15 protein-coding genes are annotated in these 16,330 nt (G+C 45.5%); 11 read left to right on the top strand and 4 right to left on the bottom strand.

The genetic code is table 11. From position 1 onward, the window contains the following. Nucleotides 1-17: 17 nt before the first annotated feature. Nucleotides 18-1,121, bottom strand: a complete 1,104-nt coding sequence (gene phnW, locus J4N40_RS21380) for a 2-aminoethylphosphonate--pyruvate transaminase (protein WP_005432490.1) — start codon at nucleotides 1,119-1,121, stop codon at nucleotides 18-20. A gap of 266 nt (nucleotides 1,122-1,387) precedes the next feature. On the opposite strand from phnW, the gene J4N40_RS21375 reads away from it, so the two are divergent. From J4N40_RS21375 to J4N40_RS21355, 5 genes are all read left to right on the top strand, one after another. After that, nucleotides 1,388-2,398: a putative 2-aminoethylphosphonate ABC transporter substrate-binding protein gene (locus tag J4N40_RS21375; protein WP_005384363.1), complete on the top strand. Its 1,011-nt coding sequence runs from the start codon at nucleotides 1,388-1,390 to the stop codon at nucleotides 2,396-2,398. Nucleotides 2,399-2,667: 269 nt separating this feature from the next. Then, complete coding sequence (locus J4N40_RS21370) at nucleotides 2,668-3,774, top strand: putative 2-aminoethylphosphonate ABC transporter ATP-binding protein (protein WP_171345926.1); 1,107 nt, start codon at nucleotides 2,668-2,670, stop codon at nucleotides 3,772-3,774. 8 nt (nucleotides 3,775-3,782) lie between these two features. Further along, nucleotides 3,783-5,507, top strand: a complete 1,725-nt coding sequence (locus tag J4N40_RS21365) for a putative 2-aminoethylphosphonate ABC transporter permease subunit (RefSeq protein WP_005445406.1) — start codon at nucleotides 3,783-3,785, stop codon at nucleotides 5,505-5,507. Between the two features lie 9 nt (nucleotides 5,508-5,516). Continuing rightward, nucleotides 5,517-6,221 carry a phosphonate utilization transcriptional regulator PhnR gene (gene phnR, locus J4N40_RS21360; RefSeq protein WP_005442366.1) on the top strand — a complete coding sequence of 235 codons (705 nt, stop codon included), beginning with the start codon at nucleotides 5,517-5,519 and terminating at the stop codon, nucleotides 6,219-6,221. A 66-nt stretch (nucleotides 6,222-6,287) separates the two neighbouring features. Further along, nucleotides 6,288-7,193, top strand: a complete 906-nt coding sequence (locus tag J4N40_RS21355) for an EamA family transporter (protein WP_171345925.1) — start codon at nucleotides 6,288-6,290, stop codon at nucleotides 7,191-7,193. A 68-nt stretch (nucleotides 7,194-7,261) separates the two neighbouring features. On the opposite strand, the gene J4N40_RS21350 is transcribed toward J4N40_RS21355, so the two are convergent. Both J4N40_RS21350 and J4N40_RS21345 read right to left on the bottom strand, forming a co-directional pair. Further along, the gene (locus tag J4N40_RS21350; protein ID WP_171345924.1) at nucleotides 7,262-7,813 is read right to left on the bottom strand and encodes an outer membrane beta-barrel protein; all 552 of its coding nucleotides are present in this window, start codon (nucleotides 7,811-7,813) and stop codon (nucleotides 7,262-7,264) included. Between the two features lie 12 nt (nucleotides 7,814-7,825). Beyond that, complete coding sequence (locus J4N40_RS21345; RefSeq protein ID WP_005384371.1) at nucleotides 7,826-8,752, bottom strand: VirK/YbjX family protein; 927 nt, start codon at nucleotides 8,750-8,752, stop codon at nucleotides 7,826-7,828. A 412-nt stretch (nucleotides 8,753-9,164) separates the two neighbouring features. On the opposite strand from J4N40_RS21345, the gene J4N40_RS21340 reads away from it, so the two are divergent. From J4N40_RS21340 to J4N40_RS21320, 5 genes are all read left to right on the top strand, one after another. Beyond that, a complete protein-coding gene (locus tag J4N40_RS21340; protein WP_064369428.1) occupies nucleotides 9,165-9,524 on the top strand; it encodes a DUF3316 domain-containing protein in 360 nt (119 codons plus the stop codon). 218 nt (nucleotides 9,525-9,742) lie between these two features. Next, nucleotides 9,743-11,143 (top strand): FAD-dependent oxidoreductase, encoded by a 1,401-nt coding sequence (locus J4N40_RS21335; RefSeq protein ID WP_115386471.1) that lies wholly within the window; start codon nucleotides 9,743-9,745, stop codon nucleotides 11,141-11,143. A 113-nt stretch (nucleotides 11,144-11,256) separates the two neighbouring features. Further along, nucleotides 11,257-12,381, top strand: a complete 1,125-nt coding sequence (locus tag J4N40_RS21330; RefSeq protein WP_017819760.1) for a M14 family metallopeptidase — start codon at nucleotides 11,257-11,259, stop codon at nucleotides 12,379-12,381. A gap of 455 nt (nucleotides 12,382-12,836) precedes the next feature. After that, entirely contained in the window at nucleotides 12,837-13,817 is a 981-nt protein-coding gene (locus J4N40_RS21325; protein ID WP_213966663.1) for an outer membrane beta-barrel protein, read from the top strand. A gap of 200 nt (nucleotides 13,818-14,017) precedes the next feature. After that, nucleotides 14,018-14,887 (top strand): LysR substrate-binding domain-containing protein, encoded by an 870-nt coding sequence (locus tag J4N40_RS21320; RefSeq protein ID WP_182039437.1) that lies wholly within the window; start codon nucleotides 14,018-14,020, stop codon nucleotides 14,885-14,887. A 68-nt stretch (nucleotides 14,888-14,955) separates the two neighbouring features. On the opposite strand, the gene J4N40_RS21315 is transcribed toward J4N40_RS21320, so the two are convergent. Beyond that, nucleotides 14,956-15,831, bottom strand: coding sequence for a LysR substrate-binding domain-containing protein (locus J4N40_RS21315; protein WP_047102796.1), 876 nt, complete (start codon nucleotides 15,829-15,831; stop codon nucleotides 14,956-14,958). Between the two features lie 248 nt (nucleotides 15,832-16,079). On the opposite strand from J4N40_RS21315, the gene J4N40_RS21310 reads away from it, so the two are divergent. Continuing rightward, nucleotides 16,080-16,316, top strand: coding sequence for a VPA0252 family protein (locus tag J4N40_RS21310; RefSeq protein ID WP_005374030.1), 237 nt, complete (start codon nucleotides 16,080-16,082; stop codon nucleotides 16,314-16,316). The last annotated feature ends 14 nt before the right edge of the window (nucleotides 16,317-16,330 follow it).

Here is a 16,330-nt window from a genome sequence, read left to right as displayed (position 1 = left end):
TCAATCAGAAGGCTGCTTTAAGCAACTTGCCAGTACATTGCTTTTTCAATCGCACCGATTAAGCGCTCGATATCTGCTGGGTAAACTTCGCCAATGTTGCCGATGCGGAAGCAATCTGCGTTCGATACTTTACCCGGATAAATCACGAAGCCTTGCTCTTTCAAACGCGTGTAGAACGCTTTGAATTGGTAATCACTGTGAGTTGGAGAGTAGAAAGAGGTGATGATTGGCGAGTGAAGGTCATCACTCAGTAGCGGTTCGAAACCCAAAGAGCGCATACCTGCAACCAGTGTTTTCTGGTTAGTTTGGTAGCGGTTATGACGAGCCTCAATGCCGCCTTCTTGTTCCAGTTCTAGCAATGCTTGGTAGAAAGCGCGAACTGTGTGCGTTGGAGACGTGAAACGCCATTTGCCGTGGTTCACTTCCATACAGTGCCACTGGTCGTAAAGATCAAGGCTCAAAGAACGCGCCTGACCTTGGCACTTTTCTAGCTCAGTTTGTTTCGCAATCACAAAGCCAAAACCCGGTACGCCTTGAATACATTTGTTTGCAGAGCTGATCATAAAATCGATGCCTAGCTCTGCGATATCGATAGGAATGCCACCAAAGCTCGACATGGCATCGAGAATCACGACTTTACCGTGTGCTTTTGCCGCAGAAGCAAATGCCTCAATTGGATTCAGCATGCCAGTGGTTGTCTCGCAGTGAACAATCGCCACGTGTGTGATCGCAGGATCCGATGCCAATGCAGTTTCCACCTCGTTCAAGTGTGGCTGTGATGTTTCGCCTGGGGAAACTACATGGCATGGAATATTTAGGTAATCAGCGATCTGAGCGATACGTGCACCGTACGCACCGTTGTCGACAACCAACAACTTTCCATCTTTGCCAATGGCGCTGCCAATTGTCGCTTCTACTGATGCGGTGCCGCTACCTTGCATTAGTACGCTGGTGTAGCCGTCTTGCTCCGTCGCCAGTTTTACAAGCTTAGTGCGGATCACTTCTACAATGTCTTTGTTGTATTCATCATCCCAAGTACACCAGTCTTTCAGCATGGCTTCGCGTACTGTTTCAGAAGTAGATAGAGGACCTGGAGTCAGTAGTAGGTATTCGTTTTTCATCTCGATTTCCATCAGAATAGGCTAATTGGTCTACACCAAATTTCGAGTTCACTCTAGCGAGGAAGAAAAGGGCAGTAAATAGGCGAATCTCCAATTTCATAAAACTTTAATATCCAGAAAATGGCGGATCAATTGAACGATTATTCATCGCAAATTTTCGTAAAACTGCCATTTAATGGTCATGATTTCGTCACAAAGGCTCAGTAGGGTGGTTATCGTCAACTGGTACAGACCAAATGAAAACTTAGCCAAATTAACTGGAGAAAATGATGAAAAACCGTTTGATGAAAGGATCGCTGGCTGCACTTGTCTCTCTGCTAGCTACGAATGCAATGGCAGCACAGGAAGTCACGGTTTACACCGCTTTCGAAACTGACATTCTTGCCAAATACAAGTCTGCGTTTGAGAAAGATAACCCAGATATCAAGATTAAGTGGGTTCGCGATTCCACCGGTATCATGACGGCGAAATTGCTGGCAGAAAAGAACAACCCTCAAGCGGAAGTGGTTTGGGGTCTGGCTGGCTCGTCAATGGCACTGCTTAAAGATGAAGGTCTTCTTAAGCCTTACACACCAAAAGGTTTGGAAGAGCTGCACGCGAACCTAAACGACCCTCAATCAAACCAAGCTTGGTTTGGTAACGATGCGTTCTTTAACGCAGTTTGTTTCAACGAAGCGGTAGCGAAACAACTTAACCTACCGAAACCAACGTCTTGGGAAGACCTAACGAAGCCGGTTTACAAAGGTCACATTGCAATGCCGAACCCAGCGTCTTCAGGCACTGGCTACATGCAGGTTTCTGCTTGGCTACAAAACATGGGTGAAGATCAGGCATGGAACTACATGCGTGACTTAGACAAGAACATTGCACACTACACGCACTCGGGCTCTAAGCCATGTGTTCAAGCGGGCATGGGTGAAGTGGCTATCGGTATTTCGATGGCAAGTCGCGGCGCGAAGCTGAAAACACAGGGTGCGCCACTAGCGGTGATCACACCAAAAGGTATCGGCTGGGAATCAGAAGCTGTTGGTCTAGTAAAAGAATCGGATGCTGCAAAGCGTGTGGTTGATTGGTCAATCTCTAAAGCGGCGAACGAGCTATACGTAGAAATGTACCCAGTGGTTGCACATAAAGAAGTGAAAGCGACCGTGTCTAACTTCCCGAACGTTCAAGAGAACATGGCGAAGATGGACTTCGCGCAAATGGGCAGCAAGCGTGCAGAGATTCTAGCGGCTTGGTCTGAGAAGTTTGACGCGAAATCAGAACCAAAGTCTTAACTGAATTTGCTTTGAGTTGAATACTGAAATCCACCTCGGTTGAGGTGGATTTTTTGTTTTCTCTGTTATTTCAAAGTTTGCTGAAAGTAGATTCCTAGTCTCACCTAGGTTCGCTGGAATGACGAACTTAATAAAGTCGGGAATCTCTAATTACCACTTAAACAAACCTTATCTCCCTTCATCTATTTGTCATCTTCTGGCTATAAATTTGTCATTGGAACGTAACACTCCAAAATTAAAGTTGGTATATACCATTTGGAGCGTGTGCTATGTCAACTAACCAACATTACCTAAATATTGAAAATGTAGTGAAGCAATTCGGACAGTTCACTGCATTAAAGAAAATCTCGCTAGCGATTGAAAAGGGCGAGTTTGTTTGTTTTCTTGGTCCTTCTGGCTGCGGTAAAACCACTCTATTACGTGCCATTGCAGGTTTAGACTTGCCAACGTCTGGTGCGATTTTTCAAAACGGTCAAGAGACCACATTCCTACCACCAGAGAAGCGCGATTTCGGCATCGTATTCCAATCTTACGCGCTGTTTCCGAACCTAACTGTGCAAGAGAACATTGCGGTGGGTTTGAAGAACCAAGGCATGTCGACCAAAGAAGCGTTAGAGAAGGTGGACTACTGGCTAGAAACCATTGGTCTTCCAACCTCTGGCGAGAAATTTCCTAACCAACTTTCTGGTGGTCAGCAGCAGCGTGTTGCTTTGGCTCGTGCATTGGCGTTGTCACCGGGTTTACTGTTACTTGATGAGCCGCTGTCAGCGCTAGATGCAAAAGTACGTGTTCACTTACGTGACGAGATTTGTAAGCTGCAACGTAAGCTGGGCATCACCACCATCATGGTTACGCACGATCAGGACGAAGCATTGTCGATGGCGGATCGCATTGTGGTGATGAACCATGGCGTGATTGAGCAAGTCGGTACACCTCAAGAGATCTACCAACAACCAGCAACGCGCTTTGTCGCTGAGTTTGTCGGCAGCATGAACTTTATTGAAACCTCAGTCGCAACGGACTCCCAAGTACGCATTGCAGAAACCTTGATGCCAGCGCCAAGCTTGACCAATCGTAAGATCCAACGTGGTGACCGCTTTGACCTTGCGGTGCGTCCTGAAAGCATCAAGTTCGTTGAAAACTACGATAACTCTTTACCTGTGCGAGTTACCGCTACCGAGTTTTTGGGGGCGTTTTTCCGCATTGATTGCGTATTGCAAAACGACAGTTCAACGAAAACCATCGTCGTGGATGTGCCTGTGGAAACGGTTCAAAAACTCAATATCAAAGCGGGCGATGTACGTTACATCCAGTTTGCTGAAGAAGGGCTGCATGGTTACGCCGTGCCCTCGGTTGATAAAGCGCTAGCGGCGTAGGTGTAAACATGGATGCGAAGACAATGACGATGAATAGCCTGACCACACAAGACAAAGCAAAATCCTTACTCGGACGTGTCAGCCGCGACAACCTTGTGTTGTTCGGTTTGCTCGCAGGCTTGTCGACCATGATGGTGCTGTTCATCTTAATGCCGCTTTGGGCAATGTTGACCAAGAGTGTGCAAAATGCCAATGGCGAATTTGTCGGATTGGCAAACTTTGCGACGTACTTTTCCTCTTCAAGCTTATGGGTATCGGTGGGCAACACCTTCACTTTGGGCGTGATTGTGACCTCGGTAGTTGGTGTGCTTGCGTTCGGTTATGCCTACGCGCTGACTCGTTCATGCATGCCGTTTAAAGGTTTGTTTCAAATCCTAGGCACTGCGCCAATTCTCGCGCCTTCGTTGTTGCCGGCGATCAGTTTGATCTTCCTTTTCGGTAATCAAGGCATTGCTAAAGAGATGCTGTTAGGAAACTCGATTTACGGCGTGATTGGTATCTCGATGGGTTTGATTTTCTGGACCTTCCCTCATGCATTGATGATCTTAACCACTTCGTTGCGCACTTCTGATGCCCGCTTGTATGAAGCAGCCCGCGCACTTAAAACATCGCCCATCAAAACCTTCTTTATGGTGACGCTACCTGCGGCGAAATACGGTTTGATCAGTACGCTTATCGTCGTCTTTACACTGGTTATCACAGACTTTGGTGTGCCGAAAGTGATTGGTGGCAGCTACAACGTTCTGGCGACTGACATCTTCAAGCAAGTCGTGGGGCAACAAAACTTTGCCATGGGGGCGGTGACCAGCATTATGTTGTTATTCCCTGCGGTAATGGCGTTCGGCGCAGACCGTTGGGTACAGAAAAAACAAAAGAGCTTATTCGACACTCGCTCGGTGCCTTATCAGCCAGAGCCTAACAAAGCGCGCGACAGCATTTGTTTGGTTTACTGCAGCATCATTTCTATCGCAGTGCTGGCAGTACTTGGTATGGCGGTGTATGGCTCGTTAGTTACGTTCTGGCCTTGGAACAAAGCGCTGACGCTAAACAACTACAACTTTGCTGAAATGAGCACTTACGGTTGGAGCCCATTCTTCAACTCGCTAACGCTGGCAGGCTGGACGGCAGTGATCGGTACAGCCATTATCTTTGTCGGTGCTTACTGCATTGAGAAAGGGCGTGCGTTTGGTCCAATCCGTCAGGTTATGCAAATGCTTAGCGTGGTGCCAATGGCAGTTCCGGGTATGGTGCTTGGCTTGGGTTACATCTTTTACTTCAACGATGCGAACAATCCTCTGAACGTACTTTATGGCACCATGGCATTCTTGGTAATTAACACGGTAGTGCATTACTACACAGTGGGTCACATGACCGCCCTGACAGCGCTAAAGCAGTTGCCATCGGAGATTGAAGCCACGGCGGCATCGGTGAAGCTCCCTCAATACAAGTTGTTCTTTAAAGTGACATTACCTGTGTGTTTACCTGCGATTTTGGACATTGCGACTTACTTGTTTGTTAATGCATTGACCACCACTTCTGCGGTAGTATTCCTTTACTCAACCGATACGATTCCGGCTTCGGTCTCGATTCTGAATATGGACGATGCAGGTCAAACTGGCGCTGCAGCGGCAATGGCTGTCATGATCATGATTGCTGCCGCGATTGCGAAGATTGTTCAGATGACTTTGGGTAAATTGTTAGAAAATCGCACACAAGCTTGGCGCAAAAGATAAGGACACTTCGTGCAATACGTAAAAATTAAAGATTCGATTGTTGAACAGATTGAAGCGGGCATGCTATCGCCGCGTCAAAAACTGCCAGCAGAGCGTAAGTTGGCGGAGTCGTTCGATACTACACGCGTCACTCTGCGTGAAGCTTTATCACTGCTAGAAGCGGAAGGTCGAATCTATCGCGAAGATCGCCGAGGCTGGTTTATCTCACCTGAGCCATTGCGTTACGACCCAACCCAAACGCTAAACTTCCCGAACATGGCGAAAGCGCAAAATCGTGTGCCAAAAACGGAGTTGGTTGCAGCAAAAGGGACGTTGGCAAACAAACAAGCGGCGCGTTTACTGGACTTGCAGCCTTTCTCGGATGTGTATCGAGTTGACCGTGTGCGATACCTTGAAGACAGACCTGTGGTATTCGTAACAAACTATATTCGCCCAGAGCTGTTTCCGAACCTGTTGGATTACGATTTATCAAATTCACTGACGGACATTTACCGCGATCATTATGGCGTGACGTATCAAAAGATTCGCTACCGCATTTCAACCAGCACTTTGTTGGGGGAAATGGCTCAGGCACTGCGTGCGACAGCTGGCACTCCCGCGATGGTGGTGGAGCGCATCAACTATAACCAGCACGGTGAGTTGATTGATTGCGATATCGAGTATTGGCGACACGATGCCATCAGCATTGAATCTCTGGCGGAACTCAATCGTTAAGTGGATTTTCTCATCATCTAAGGCTCCATCTCGGGGCCTTTATTTTATTCAGACAGGAACATTGAAATGGATTTGTTGGCGATTGGTCTCGTCGTTTTTTCTGCTGTTCTCCATGCGGGTTGGAATATCCTTGGTAAAAGCAACTCAGGCTCTGGACTCGCGTTTACTATGGCGGCCAGCTTTTCTGCATGTTTCATTCTTACCCCTTATTTGATTTGGTATTTGGCAACCATTGGCTGGATATCATTACCGAGTGAGTTTTGGGGATTGCTGTTCATTAGCGGCATTTCACAAATGGTTTATCTGGTCGGTTTGATTGTCGCTTATAAGCACGCGGACGTGGGCGTGGTTTATCCCATTGCTCGGGCGTTGCCTGTGATGATGGTCGGCGCAATCAGTGTGGCATTAGGGCATGAATTATCCAGTCAGCAGTGGCTTGGATTCTTGCTGATTATCCTTGGTTGTATGCTGGTACCACTGACGAATTTTCGTCAGATGACATTGGGCTCTTATTTGAACGTTGGTGTGTTCTGGGCATTGATTGCCGCAATAGGAACAACGGGTTACTCGGTGGTCGACAAAGAAGCGCTGAGTTTACTTACAGGGCAAGCGTCAGAGATCTTGAATGATCAGTACAGTGCAATCTTCTACTTGGGCGTGCAGTTTTGGGCAATTGGTATTCCAGCCCTTGTATGGTGCTTAGTTACGGGCAAGCCAGATGAGATTAAGACAGCGTGGCAGATCCGCAAAACAGCCAGCATGGCAGGGGTAATGATGGCATCCACCTACGGCTTGGTGCTGTTTGCGATGACCATGACCGACAACGTGAGTTTGGTGGTGGCACTAAGGCAAATCAGCATTGTGTTTGGGTTGTTTATGGGGATTTGGTTTCTGTCTGAGAAATGGTATCTCACTCGAGGGCTTGGCGTTACTTCTATCGTGGCGGGGATCATTCTCGCGCTTGCATATTGACCTATATTCATGAAAAAAGGCAGCGAATGAGCCTCTCGCTGCCTTTTGTATTAACTTGTAAGCCTTGTTTAAAAACGCAGTTGCGCACCAAACATCACGCCGCTAGAGTCAAAATCGCTGTTTTTTGAGTACACATATTCTGCATTCAAACCAAAGTGTTTATAGCTCCAGCCGATACCGCCAGCCGCTTCACCTCCGACACTTGATTGTTCGATGTTCTTGCTCTGACCGTTCACTTTATAAGTGTATTCGAGAGTGTAGAGAGTGACACCTGCCTTGCCGTACAGTTCGAAACCTGAACCCAGGGGATAGCTAGCATAGCCACTTAAGCGAGGTCCGGAGAAGCTCGTATCGGTGACTTCTGAAATCGGACTCACGAGTATCGAGCCGATACCGTCAAACGCGCCTTTATAACCTGCTTCGATACCAAAGTTATGTGTTGGCATGTAGCGGTAATATATTTCACCTAAGAACATGTCGCCTGATTCTTTGCTTGTCGGAGCATCGTAGTTCACATCGCCATAGCCAATGTTTGTACCTATGATGTGCTCACTGGTTTCTGCATTGGCTGACAAAGAAAAAGCCGACAGCACTAAAGCAGTAATGAATGAATAACGCATGAACGCTTCTCCTTAGCTTTTAGCTTGCTCGCCTTTTAATATTTGTTCGAAAGTGATCTTGGTGTTGTCTAGCCATTCATAACGGCGACGATACATCGAACGCTTAGAGCGCGACATGCCTTCGATATCTCGACGGGGTGCATTTACATCAATTGAGTAAAAATGACGATTGTATTCGGTGCCGCCCAATTCTTGCCAGAGTGCATCGTAATCCGTTTTGATTCGCCCTTTGCTGTAGCGCTTAGCTGCGTAAGTATGGGACTGCGTTTTCACTGCTAGAATCGTGTTCACTTCCCAAATTTGTGCGAGCAAAGTGAGCAAGCTCACCATCAAGCTTTTTGGTCTCTGTCCGTAAAGCTTACGGGTTAGCTTTTTAATTTTCGCGTTGTTTTCTTCACTGCTTCGCGGTCCTTGTAAGCCGCCAATCATAATACTGCGTCCAGATTCGATGTGACCTAGCGTAAAAGAGAGCGTGTAGAAGTTGCCATCTTCAGCGCTGTGCAGCACTAGGCTCATGTCGCCTTCTTTTTGATAACGTGCTTCGTATACTAATCTCACCGAGTACAGTATTTCGTCAATTTCAAAAGAGGCTAATGTTAGGCCTTTCGAGTCTGTGTAGATTTCTTCGATTGTTTGTTTAGAAAACAGTTCTGAAATCGTTTTGTAGTGATCAACCACCAAGTTAGAACGATCGAACGCTGAGTTGTTTTTGATGATATACGGACGAAACGGCTTCTCTAAAAATCGATGCGTACGTGTACAAAGTAACTCTAACAATGACGATTCAATATTGTCTGAAAGGTGCTTAAACGCACGTTTGTAATAAAGCGCACGTAAGATGAACTTAGCTCTGTAGGTCCAAATTGGCTTGTAGACATCAGCATAATCATCTGAGTAAATCGATTTGCTATGGTAAAAAATAGATTTGTTCGCGGTCATTTTCACTCCAGATTAACTTGTGCTCAATAGCGACAATTAAGAACCGACGGACGAGCAGCGAAGAACCCGAAAAGGAGGAATGCAAAGCACGACTGAAAAGAGGTGGTTTTTGCTGTGTCCGACGTTTTTGTAAGGTTTTGAACACTGTTCTTTTGCTGGAATTCTAAGAGAAAATTGACCTTAGGTATTGTATGGTTTGGTAAGGAAATGTCAGGTTGAAACCCATTGTTCAAAAGGAAGAAAATGCGAATGTCGGCTGAATATGACGTTGAGTTGCTAAGTTAATGTGAAATAAGTTGAACGAAAATTGAACATTATTTGAAATTGTTTTGACGTGTTTTAGGTCTTTATACGTACCTTATAAGTATCGAGCCAATTTTGGCCCGATGTAAAGGTAAGTAAGGAGAGGTTTATGAAACGCTTAACAACTTTAGCAAGTACGATTGCTCTGATTGCTGCACCTTCTATGGCTCTTGCTGGTGGTTATCATTGGACAAACGATACCGAAACTATCCATGGCGACGTAATGGATAGCAAACAAGCGGCTTATGAAATGGGCCGAGACATGATCCAAAGCTACCAAAATAAATCATCTGGACAACTCCGTGATGAGTTTACGAGCCTTACAACGTATGTTGATCGCCAATCGTTTTCTATCACTGACTCAAAAGTCATGGTAAATGAGTTCTTGCAAAGTGACGGGCAAGTTGTTTACCAGCCTATTCTCAATGTTCAATACGAGTACCGCATGCGTGATACCGGTAAATATTAACCAGTAAGACGGACTCGAATTGTTTACCACTAATATTTTTGCTGTTTGTTTTGGGGAGCCACGAGCTCCCCATTTTGTTTTTGTTGGAAGCGAAAATTCGCACACTCTCAGTGCAACATTTTCTATCGCTCAGCGTTAGATTTTCTTGCTCGTTGATTGTCATCATCGTTTGTAAAGTGTTTGCGGAAATGGATGTAACGCACTAACGAGGATACCCGATGACACATCATTCATATTGGTTCAAGCAGGCAATTGAAGCTGAGCAACCAGAAACGCCACAACCGTTACAGCAGAACATTAATACTGACGTTGCGATTGTTGGTGGCGGATACACCGGACTTTGGACCGCGATTATGATTAAGCAGCAATCTCCGGAAAAAAAGGTAGTCGTGATTGAAAAAGGCCTTTGTGGCAGTGGTGCATCGGGCGCAAACGGCGGTTGTATGCTGACTTGGTCGACAAAGTTTCCGACATTGAAACGGTTATTCGGTGAAGAACATGCTGCTTGGTTGGTAAAAGAGTCGGAACAAGCAGTGCTAGAGATTGACGACTTTTGTCAGCAGCACAACATCGATGCGCAATTATCGTTGAAAGGGGTTTATTACACTGCAACCAATCAGGCTCAAACTGGGGGAATGCAGCCAGTTGTGGACGAGTTAAAGCGATTAGAAGTGAACAGTTGGCGTCGTTGCTCGGTGGAGGAACTGCGTGCCAATGCGGGATCGCCGCGCAATATAGAAGGCTTTCACTCTCCAGTTGCAGCCAGCGTTCAACCTGCTTTATTGGCGAGAGGATTAAGACGCGTCGCAATGGAGTTGGATGTTGAAATCTATGAGAATACGCCGATGACGCGTCTAGATTATGGAAAACCTGCCACTGTCTGTACACCTAAAGGAAATGTTCAAGCGCAGCAGGTGGTGTTGGCATTGAACGCATGGATGGTGGAGCAGTTTAAACAGTTTAAAAACAGTATCGTGGTGGTCTCTTCCGACATGGTGATCACCAAGCCGCTTGGTGACGCACTACCTCAATCTGGTTGGCAGGCAGGTTCTAGTGTGTTGGATTCTCGTATTTTTGTACACTATTACCGAGATACGCCAGATGGCCGTTTGATGTTGGGGAAAGGCGGCAATCAGTTTTCTTTCAATAACCAAGTTGACGCAATGTTTAACAAGCCAACACGCTACCAAGGTCTACTGCGTAAGTCGTTCGATAAGTTGTTTCCTCGTTTGAGAGGCGAGGAGTTTGCTTATTCATGGACGGGGGGCTCTGATCGTTCTGCTACTGGTTTCCCTTTTTTCGGCGATCTAGATAAACAGAGCAATATCTTTTACGGATTTGGTTATTCAGGCAATGGTGTAGCGCAGACTCGCATGGGCGGAAAGATCCTATCTTCATTGATATTGGGAATCGATAACGAGTGGACGAACAGTGGTTTAGCCAAAGGACCGTTGGGGTGTTTCCCACCAGAACCGCTTCGCTGGACCGGGGCTATGATAGTGCGCAACGCGGTACGTCGAAAAGAGGAAGCAGAAGATAACGAGAAAACGCCGTTTATCTGGGATAAGTGGCTAGCAAAACTTGCAGGACCAGCAGGCAAAGCGGATAAGCTTGACTAAACTGAAGACTTTAGCCACAAACGAGACAGTTTGCAGTGAAAGTCATTGGGGCGCGATGAAGCCTTGTGTTAGCCTCTGTCTTTCAAGCTCAGATTTAAAAGGTGAGTCATAAAATGAAAGTATTCAGCAACTTCGATAGCGGCAGCATTCACGTAGTGAAAGCGGACGACAAAAACGACATCCAACTCAAAATTCCTAACGACAATATGTCGGAATTCTACCAGTGGTTCCACTTCCGTCTTGAGACAGAAGCCGAGCAATCACACACCATCAAATTGCTTGATTTGGCTAAATCGGCTTATCCAGAAGGATGGCAAGGTTACGATGTGGTTGCGTCTTACGATCGTGAAGAATGGTTCCGAGTACCGGCAGAGTTCGATGGCGACACGCTGACTTTCACTGTAATCCCTGAGCGCAGCTCAATTTACTTCGCGTACTTTGCGCCATACACGTACGATCGCCATTTAGACTTGTTACACATGGCACAAAGCGCGCACCACTGCCAACTTGAAACACTAGGCCACACATTAGACGGCAATGATATGAGCCTGCTTACTTTCGGTGAGCCAGAAGAAGGTAAAAAGAAAATCTGGATGATTGCACGTCAGCACCCAGGTGAGACAATGGCGGAATGGTTCATGGAAGGTATGATCCAACGTCTGTTAGATGAAAACGACACGGTTGCGCGTGCATTGCTTGAAAAAGCGGTGCTTTACGTCGTACCAAATATGAACCCAGACGGTGGTATTCGCGGTCACTTGCGTACCAACGCAGTAGGCGTAAACCTAAATCGTGAATGGCAAACGCCATCAATGGAAAAGAGCCCAGAAGTCTACCTTGTGCGTCAGCGCATGCTGGAAACGGGTGTTGACATGTTTTTAGATATCCATGGCGATGAAGCGATTCCTTATAACTTCGTCGCTGGCTCAGAAGGTATTCCTTCTTACGATGAAAATCTTGCCGCTTTAGAGACATCATTTAAGCAAGCGTTATTGACTATTACGCCAGAGTTCCAAGATGAGATTGGTTACGATAAAGATGAGCCTGGTAAAGCGAATTTGACTGTGGGTTCAAATTGGGTTGCAGAGCAGTTCAAATGCTTGTCTTACACAATCGAAATGCCATTTAAAGATAACAACAATCACCCAGATCCACTTTACGGTTGGTCTCCTGAGCGTAGTGTCTTGTTTGGACAAGATGTATTAGCTGCAACGTTAACCGTAGCGGATAAAATTTAGCGCGACGAGTTAACGCTTTTTCATTATTTCGAAAACAGCTCATTTTAAATGAGCTGTTTTTTTGTGCTCTCCATATCCACGCTCCCCTGTAAAAATTTGTTGCCATTCACAAGCTTAAATGATGATTCTTAAATTTGAGAAAGTGGCTTTTTATGGTGATTTGCGTCACAGAAAGTTGGCTTCTTTGTGATATTCTCCGCAACGAATTGACTATGGCTAAACCAACGCAACGAACTTTATTTTTCGGTTGGGTATGCGGATGAAGCTCATGAATAGATGGTCTTGAGGTTACCTTTTTCCGTTTTACGTCATTGGCGTTTGAATATCATTTTTGATTCTTTCCTACGCTATTTAGCTATTTCTATTCGAAGAAAAGAGAAAGTTACGGCTTCATATTTTACGGCAGTATGCTGCCGCGATGTGTTGCTTTGTGTACAAGAAAAAGGAAAAGAATAATGAAAAAAATCGCTATAGCAGTGGCTACTGTACTTGCTGGTGGTGTGATCTCAAACGTTGCACTTGCTGACACTTACATGGGCGGTAAAGTAGGTTACAACTCTCTAAACGATGCGTGTTACCTAAACGAACCTTGTGACGACGACAGTTTTGCAGCATCTATGCACTTAGGCTACAGCTTCAACAAGTACGTTGCAGCAGAGTATGGTGTTGATTACCTTGGTGACTTCACTGCAAACTTCAAAAAGCCTGGCCTAAACACCGTTGATGGTGATCTTTGGGCGTTGACGCTTGCTCCTAAATTTAACCTACCGCTAACGGATTCTTGGAATCTATTCGCGAAAGTTGGTGCTGCATACATGATGGCTGGTGACGAGAAAGATTTCGTACCAACTGGCTCTCTGGGTGCTGAATACCAAATCAACTACAACTGGAGCCTACGTGCTGAATACCAACGCTACCAAGATATGTCTGATGATGTAATTGAAGACATGGATTCAGATTTCTTCGGTATCGGTTTCAACTACAAGTTTGGTTCTGAGCCAGTCGTTCAAGAAAAAGCCGTTGAAGAGGTGGTAGAAGCACGTCCTGCAACACGCATTGTAGATCACGTTTACCCTGCTCAAACAACAGCGACAGTACAATTCGACTTAGAAAGTGCAGAAGTGAAAGACACGTCGAACCTTTCTGGTACCGTTGATTTGATGAATACTTACCCACAAGCTCAAGTTGAGATCACGGGTTACAGCGATACGACAGGTTCTGCTGCTTACAACAAACAACTCACAGAAAAACGTGCGAAAGCCGTTGCTGACGAGTTCCAAGCAAAAGGTATTGCGGCTGAGCGTATGACAGTGAAAGGCATGGGTGAAGCTAACCCAGTGGCAAGCAACGAAACACGTCAAGGTCGTCAAATGAACCGTCGTGTTGAAGTAGTTGTCCCTGCGTTTGAATACCAAACCACTGAGAAAGCAGAATAATTCCTGCTTAAGAGACAGTTCCAAAAGCCAGCGTGTATCACGCTGGCTTTTTTGATCCCGCTTAACAAACTAAGGAGTTGTGTAGAAACATAGTTATATCGGGACGCTTTGACATATGCTCAACATACGTAAACTCAGCACCTTCATCAATTTGTCATCACCAGTTCATAGCATGACAGCTAAATGTCTGGGAGAATGATATGCAAAGTTTACCGCCGCTTAATTTGCTCCGAGCGTTTGAAGCCACGGCGCGATTACAGAGCTTCACTAAAGCCGCAGAGGAGCTAAATGTGACCCGTGCGGCCGTCAGTCAGCAGGTGAAATCGCTAGAACTGCAGTTAAATGCAACATTATTCGAGCGCAAGGGTACGCACCTTACGCTGACCAGCTCAGCAAAAGAATACTGGCCTGTGGTTAACCATGTGCTTCAAACATTATCGACCACGACGCAGCATTTATTTACTCGTCCCAAGAATACGCAAGTTAACTTACATGTCGCTCACAGCTTTTGCTCTCAGTGGTTAATGCCAAGATTGGCTGATTTTCAGCGACAATTCCCAGACATTTCCTTTAAAATCTCGACCACTGCTAATACAGTTCCAAGCGCCAGTGCAATTGCGGATATCGAAATTATTAACGGAGATGGAGATTGGCAAGAGCAAGAAGCCATACGATTAACCCAAGAAAACTGGATCGTTGTCGCAAGCCCCGGCTTTATGCATTTAAACCCGATAAATGACCTCTTGCAGTTAGCTAAAGCGCCTAAAATTTGTACTGGCGGTTATCATGAATCTTGGCAAGAGTGGCTTACGCACCAAGGTTATCAAGGGAAGGTGAGCAAAGTCGTCGCCGAGTTTGAACACTCATTGCTTGCTATTCATGCTGCGATGAATCAACTTGGCGTGTTGCTGGTAAGAGACTTTCTTGTTGAGGATGAGCTGCAACAGGGCGTATTAGTCCAGGCTGGAAATTGGAATATGCCAAGTTCTGGTGCACATTATATGATGGTTCGAGCATCCGAAAAATCACACGTAAACACCTTTGCTCAATGGTTAATACAGAGTCTTTAATGTTCGTTCAGCGAGTGAGTAGAGCGCATGTGTGGTTTGGCTATTATTAGCAGTAGCAAGTCATCAGTCTAGGACTGAGCGACATGCTTAATTACATCTAATAACCACTGATTTACCGGAGCTTGCTGTTGAGAGCGACGACAGCTCATCACGTAGCGAACATCAAGCTCTAGCCCAGCAGGAAGCGCGATACTTCGGCAACCCTTAGGAACATGTCCACTCATCGTTATGCCAAAATGATTCGTTTGCAGAAGCACTTTTTGAATCATCGCTGGGTGCTCAATTTCCACTTTAGGTGTGGTTCTAAAACCCATATGTTTGAGCCTTTCCAACACAGGGTATCGGTAGTCGTTCCATCCCGGCGTTTTAAAAAGTATAAAAGGGTATTCTTCTAGCTCTTGGGAGTTTTGAGCGGGATGATCTTGTCGAACAAAAAATACCGCTTTTCCTCGCCCCAGTTCGGTCTGAACAATTGACTGTGGCAGATCTTCATCAAAGTAATGAATCGCAATGGCGTTTTCACCGTCAATTAATCGTTTTTTTGCTTCGCTACCCCAGCGCAAACATGAGAATTTTGCTTCTGGAGCGTGCTTTAGTAACTCCAAGTAAAACTTGTCACCGAAGTACTCCCAAAACAATGTGTTGGCATAAATAGTGATTGAGCCGTCAAAATGAGCTGGTGAAAAATGCTGTGGTTTGATGGAATCAATACTGTTGATTATTTGCTCAAAATGCGCAATGTTCGCTTCCACAAAAGCTGTTGGTTCAAAGCCATTTTTGGTCTGAACGAATAGCGGATCATTGAGCTGAGTTTTCATCTTTGTCAGATTTTTGCTGATTGCTCCTGACGTTTTACCGAGTGATTCTGCGACTAACCGGACGTTACGTAACTCATACATCCGTTTTAATACCAAAATATTTTGAATATCCAGATTAACGCTCATACATTGTCTCGCTTGGCTTTTGTCGACAAATCATATCGCTGAATTTCTTAAGAAAAGACAACGCTCGGTCAATTTAAGTTGCTGCCTTATCCCTGATTTATTGAAGGTAACGATAAGTTATTCTTGGTTACATCAGTTTATTAGCATGGATTTCCATTTGGTAAATAATGGCTTTCCTCGTATGAGCGCGTTTCTGTTGTTACAGTTTTTCCACCGAAAGAAAGTAAGAACGATAATAGAGGTGATGTATGAAAAAACTAATCGCACTTGTTTTGATGGTTTGCTCAACAAACGTAGCATTTGCTGGCGATGGGTCATACACGGGCACGATTGATATGACGATGGCAACGAAAAATCAGGTTGACGTAGAGCGTGCAGATTCTCAATTGACGCTGAAGGGTCGCAATGAAATGGCCTATGGCGGTGTAACAATCCATTCGGATGCTGCAACTCAAAAAATTGAACTTCGTGGTCGACGTGATTAATCGAATAGTTTCTT

Origin of the sequence: Vibrio sp. SCSIO 43097 (assembly GCF_023650755.1) — a bacterium.
Taxonomy (GTDB): domain Bacteria; phylum Pseudomonadota; class Gammaproteobacteria; order Enterobacterales; family Vibrionaceae; genus Vibrio; species Vibrio alginolyticus.
Note: the sequence above shows the minus strand (reverse complement) of the source record. Positions and strands in the feature narration are given on the sequence as shown.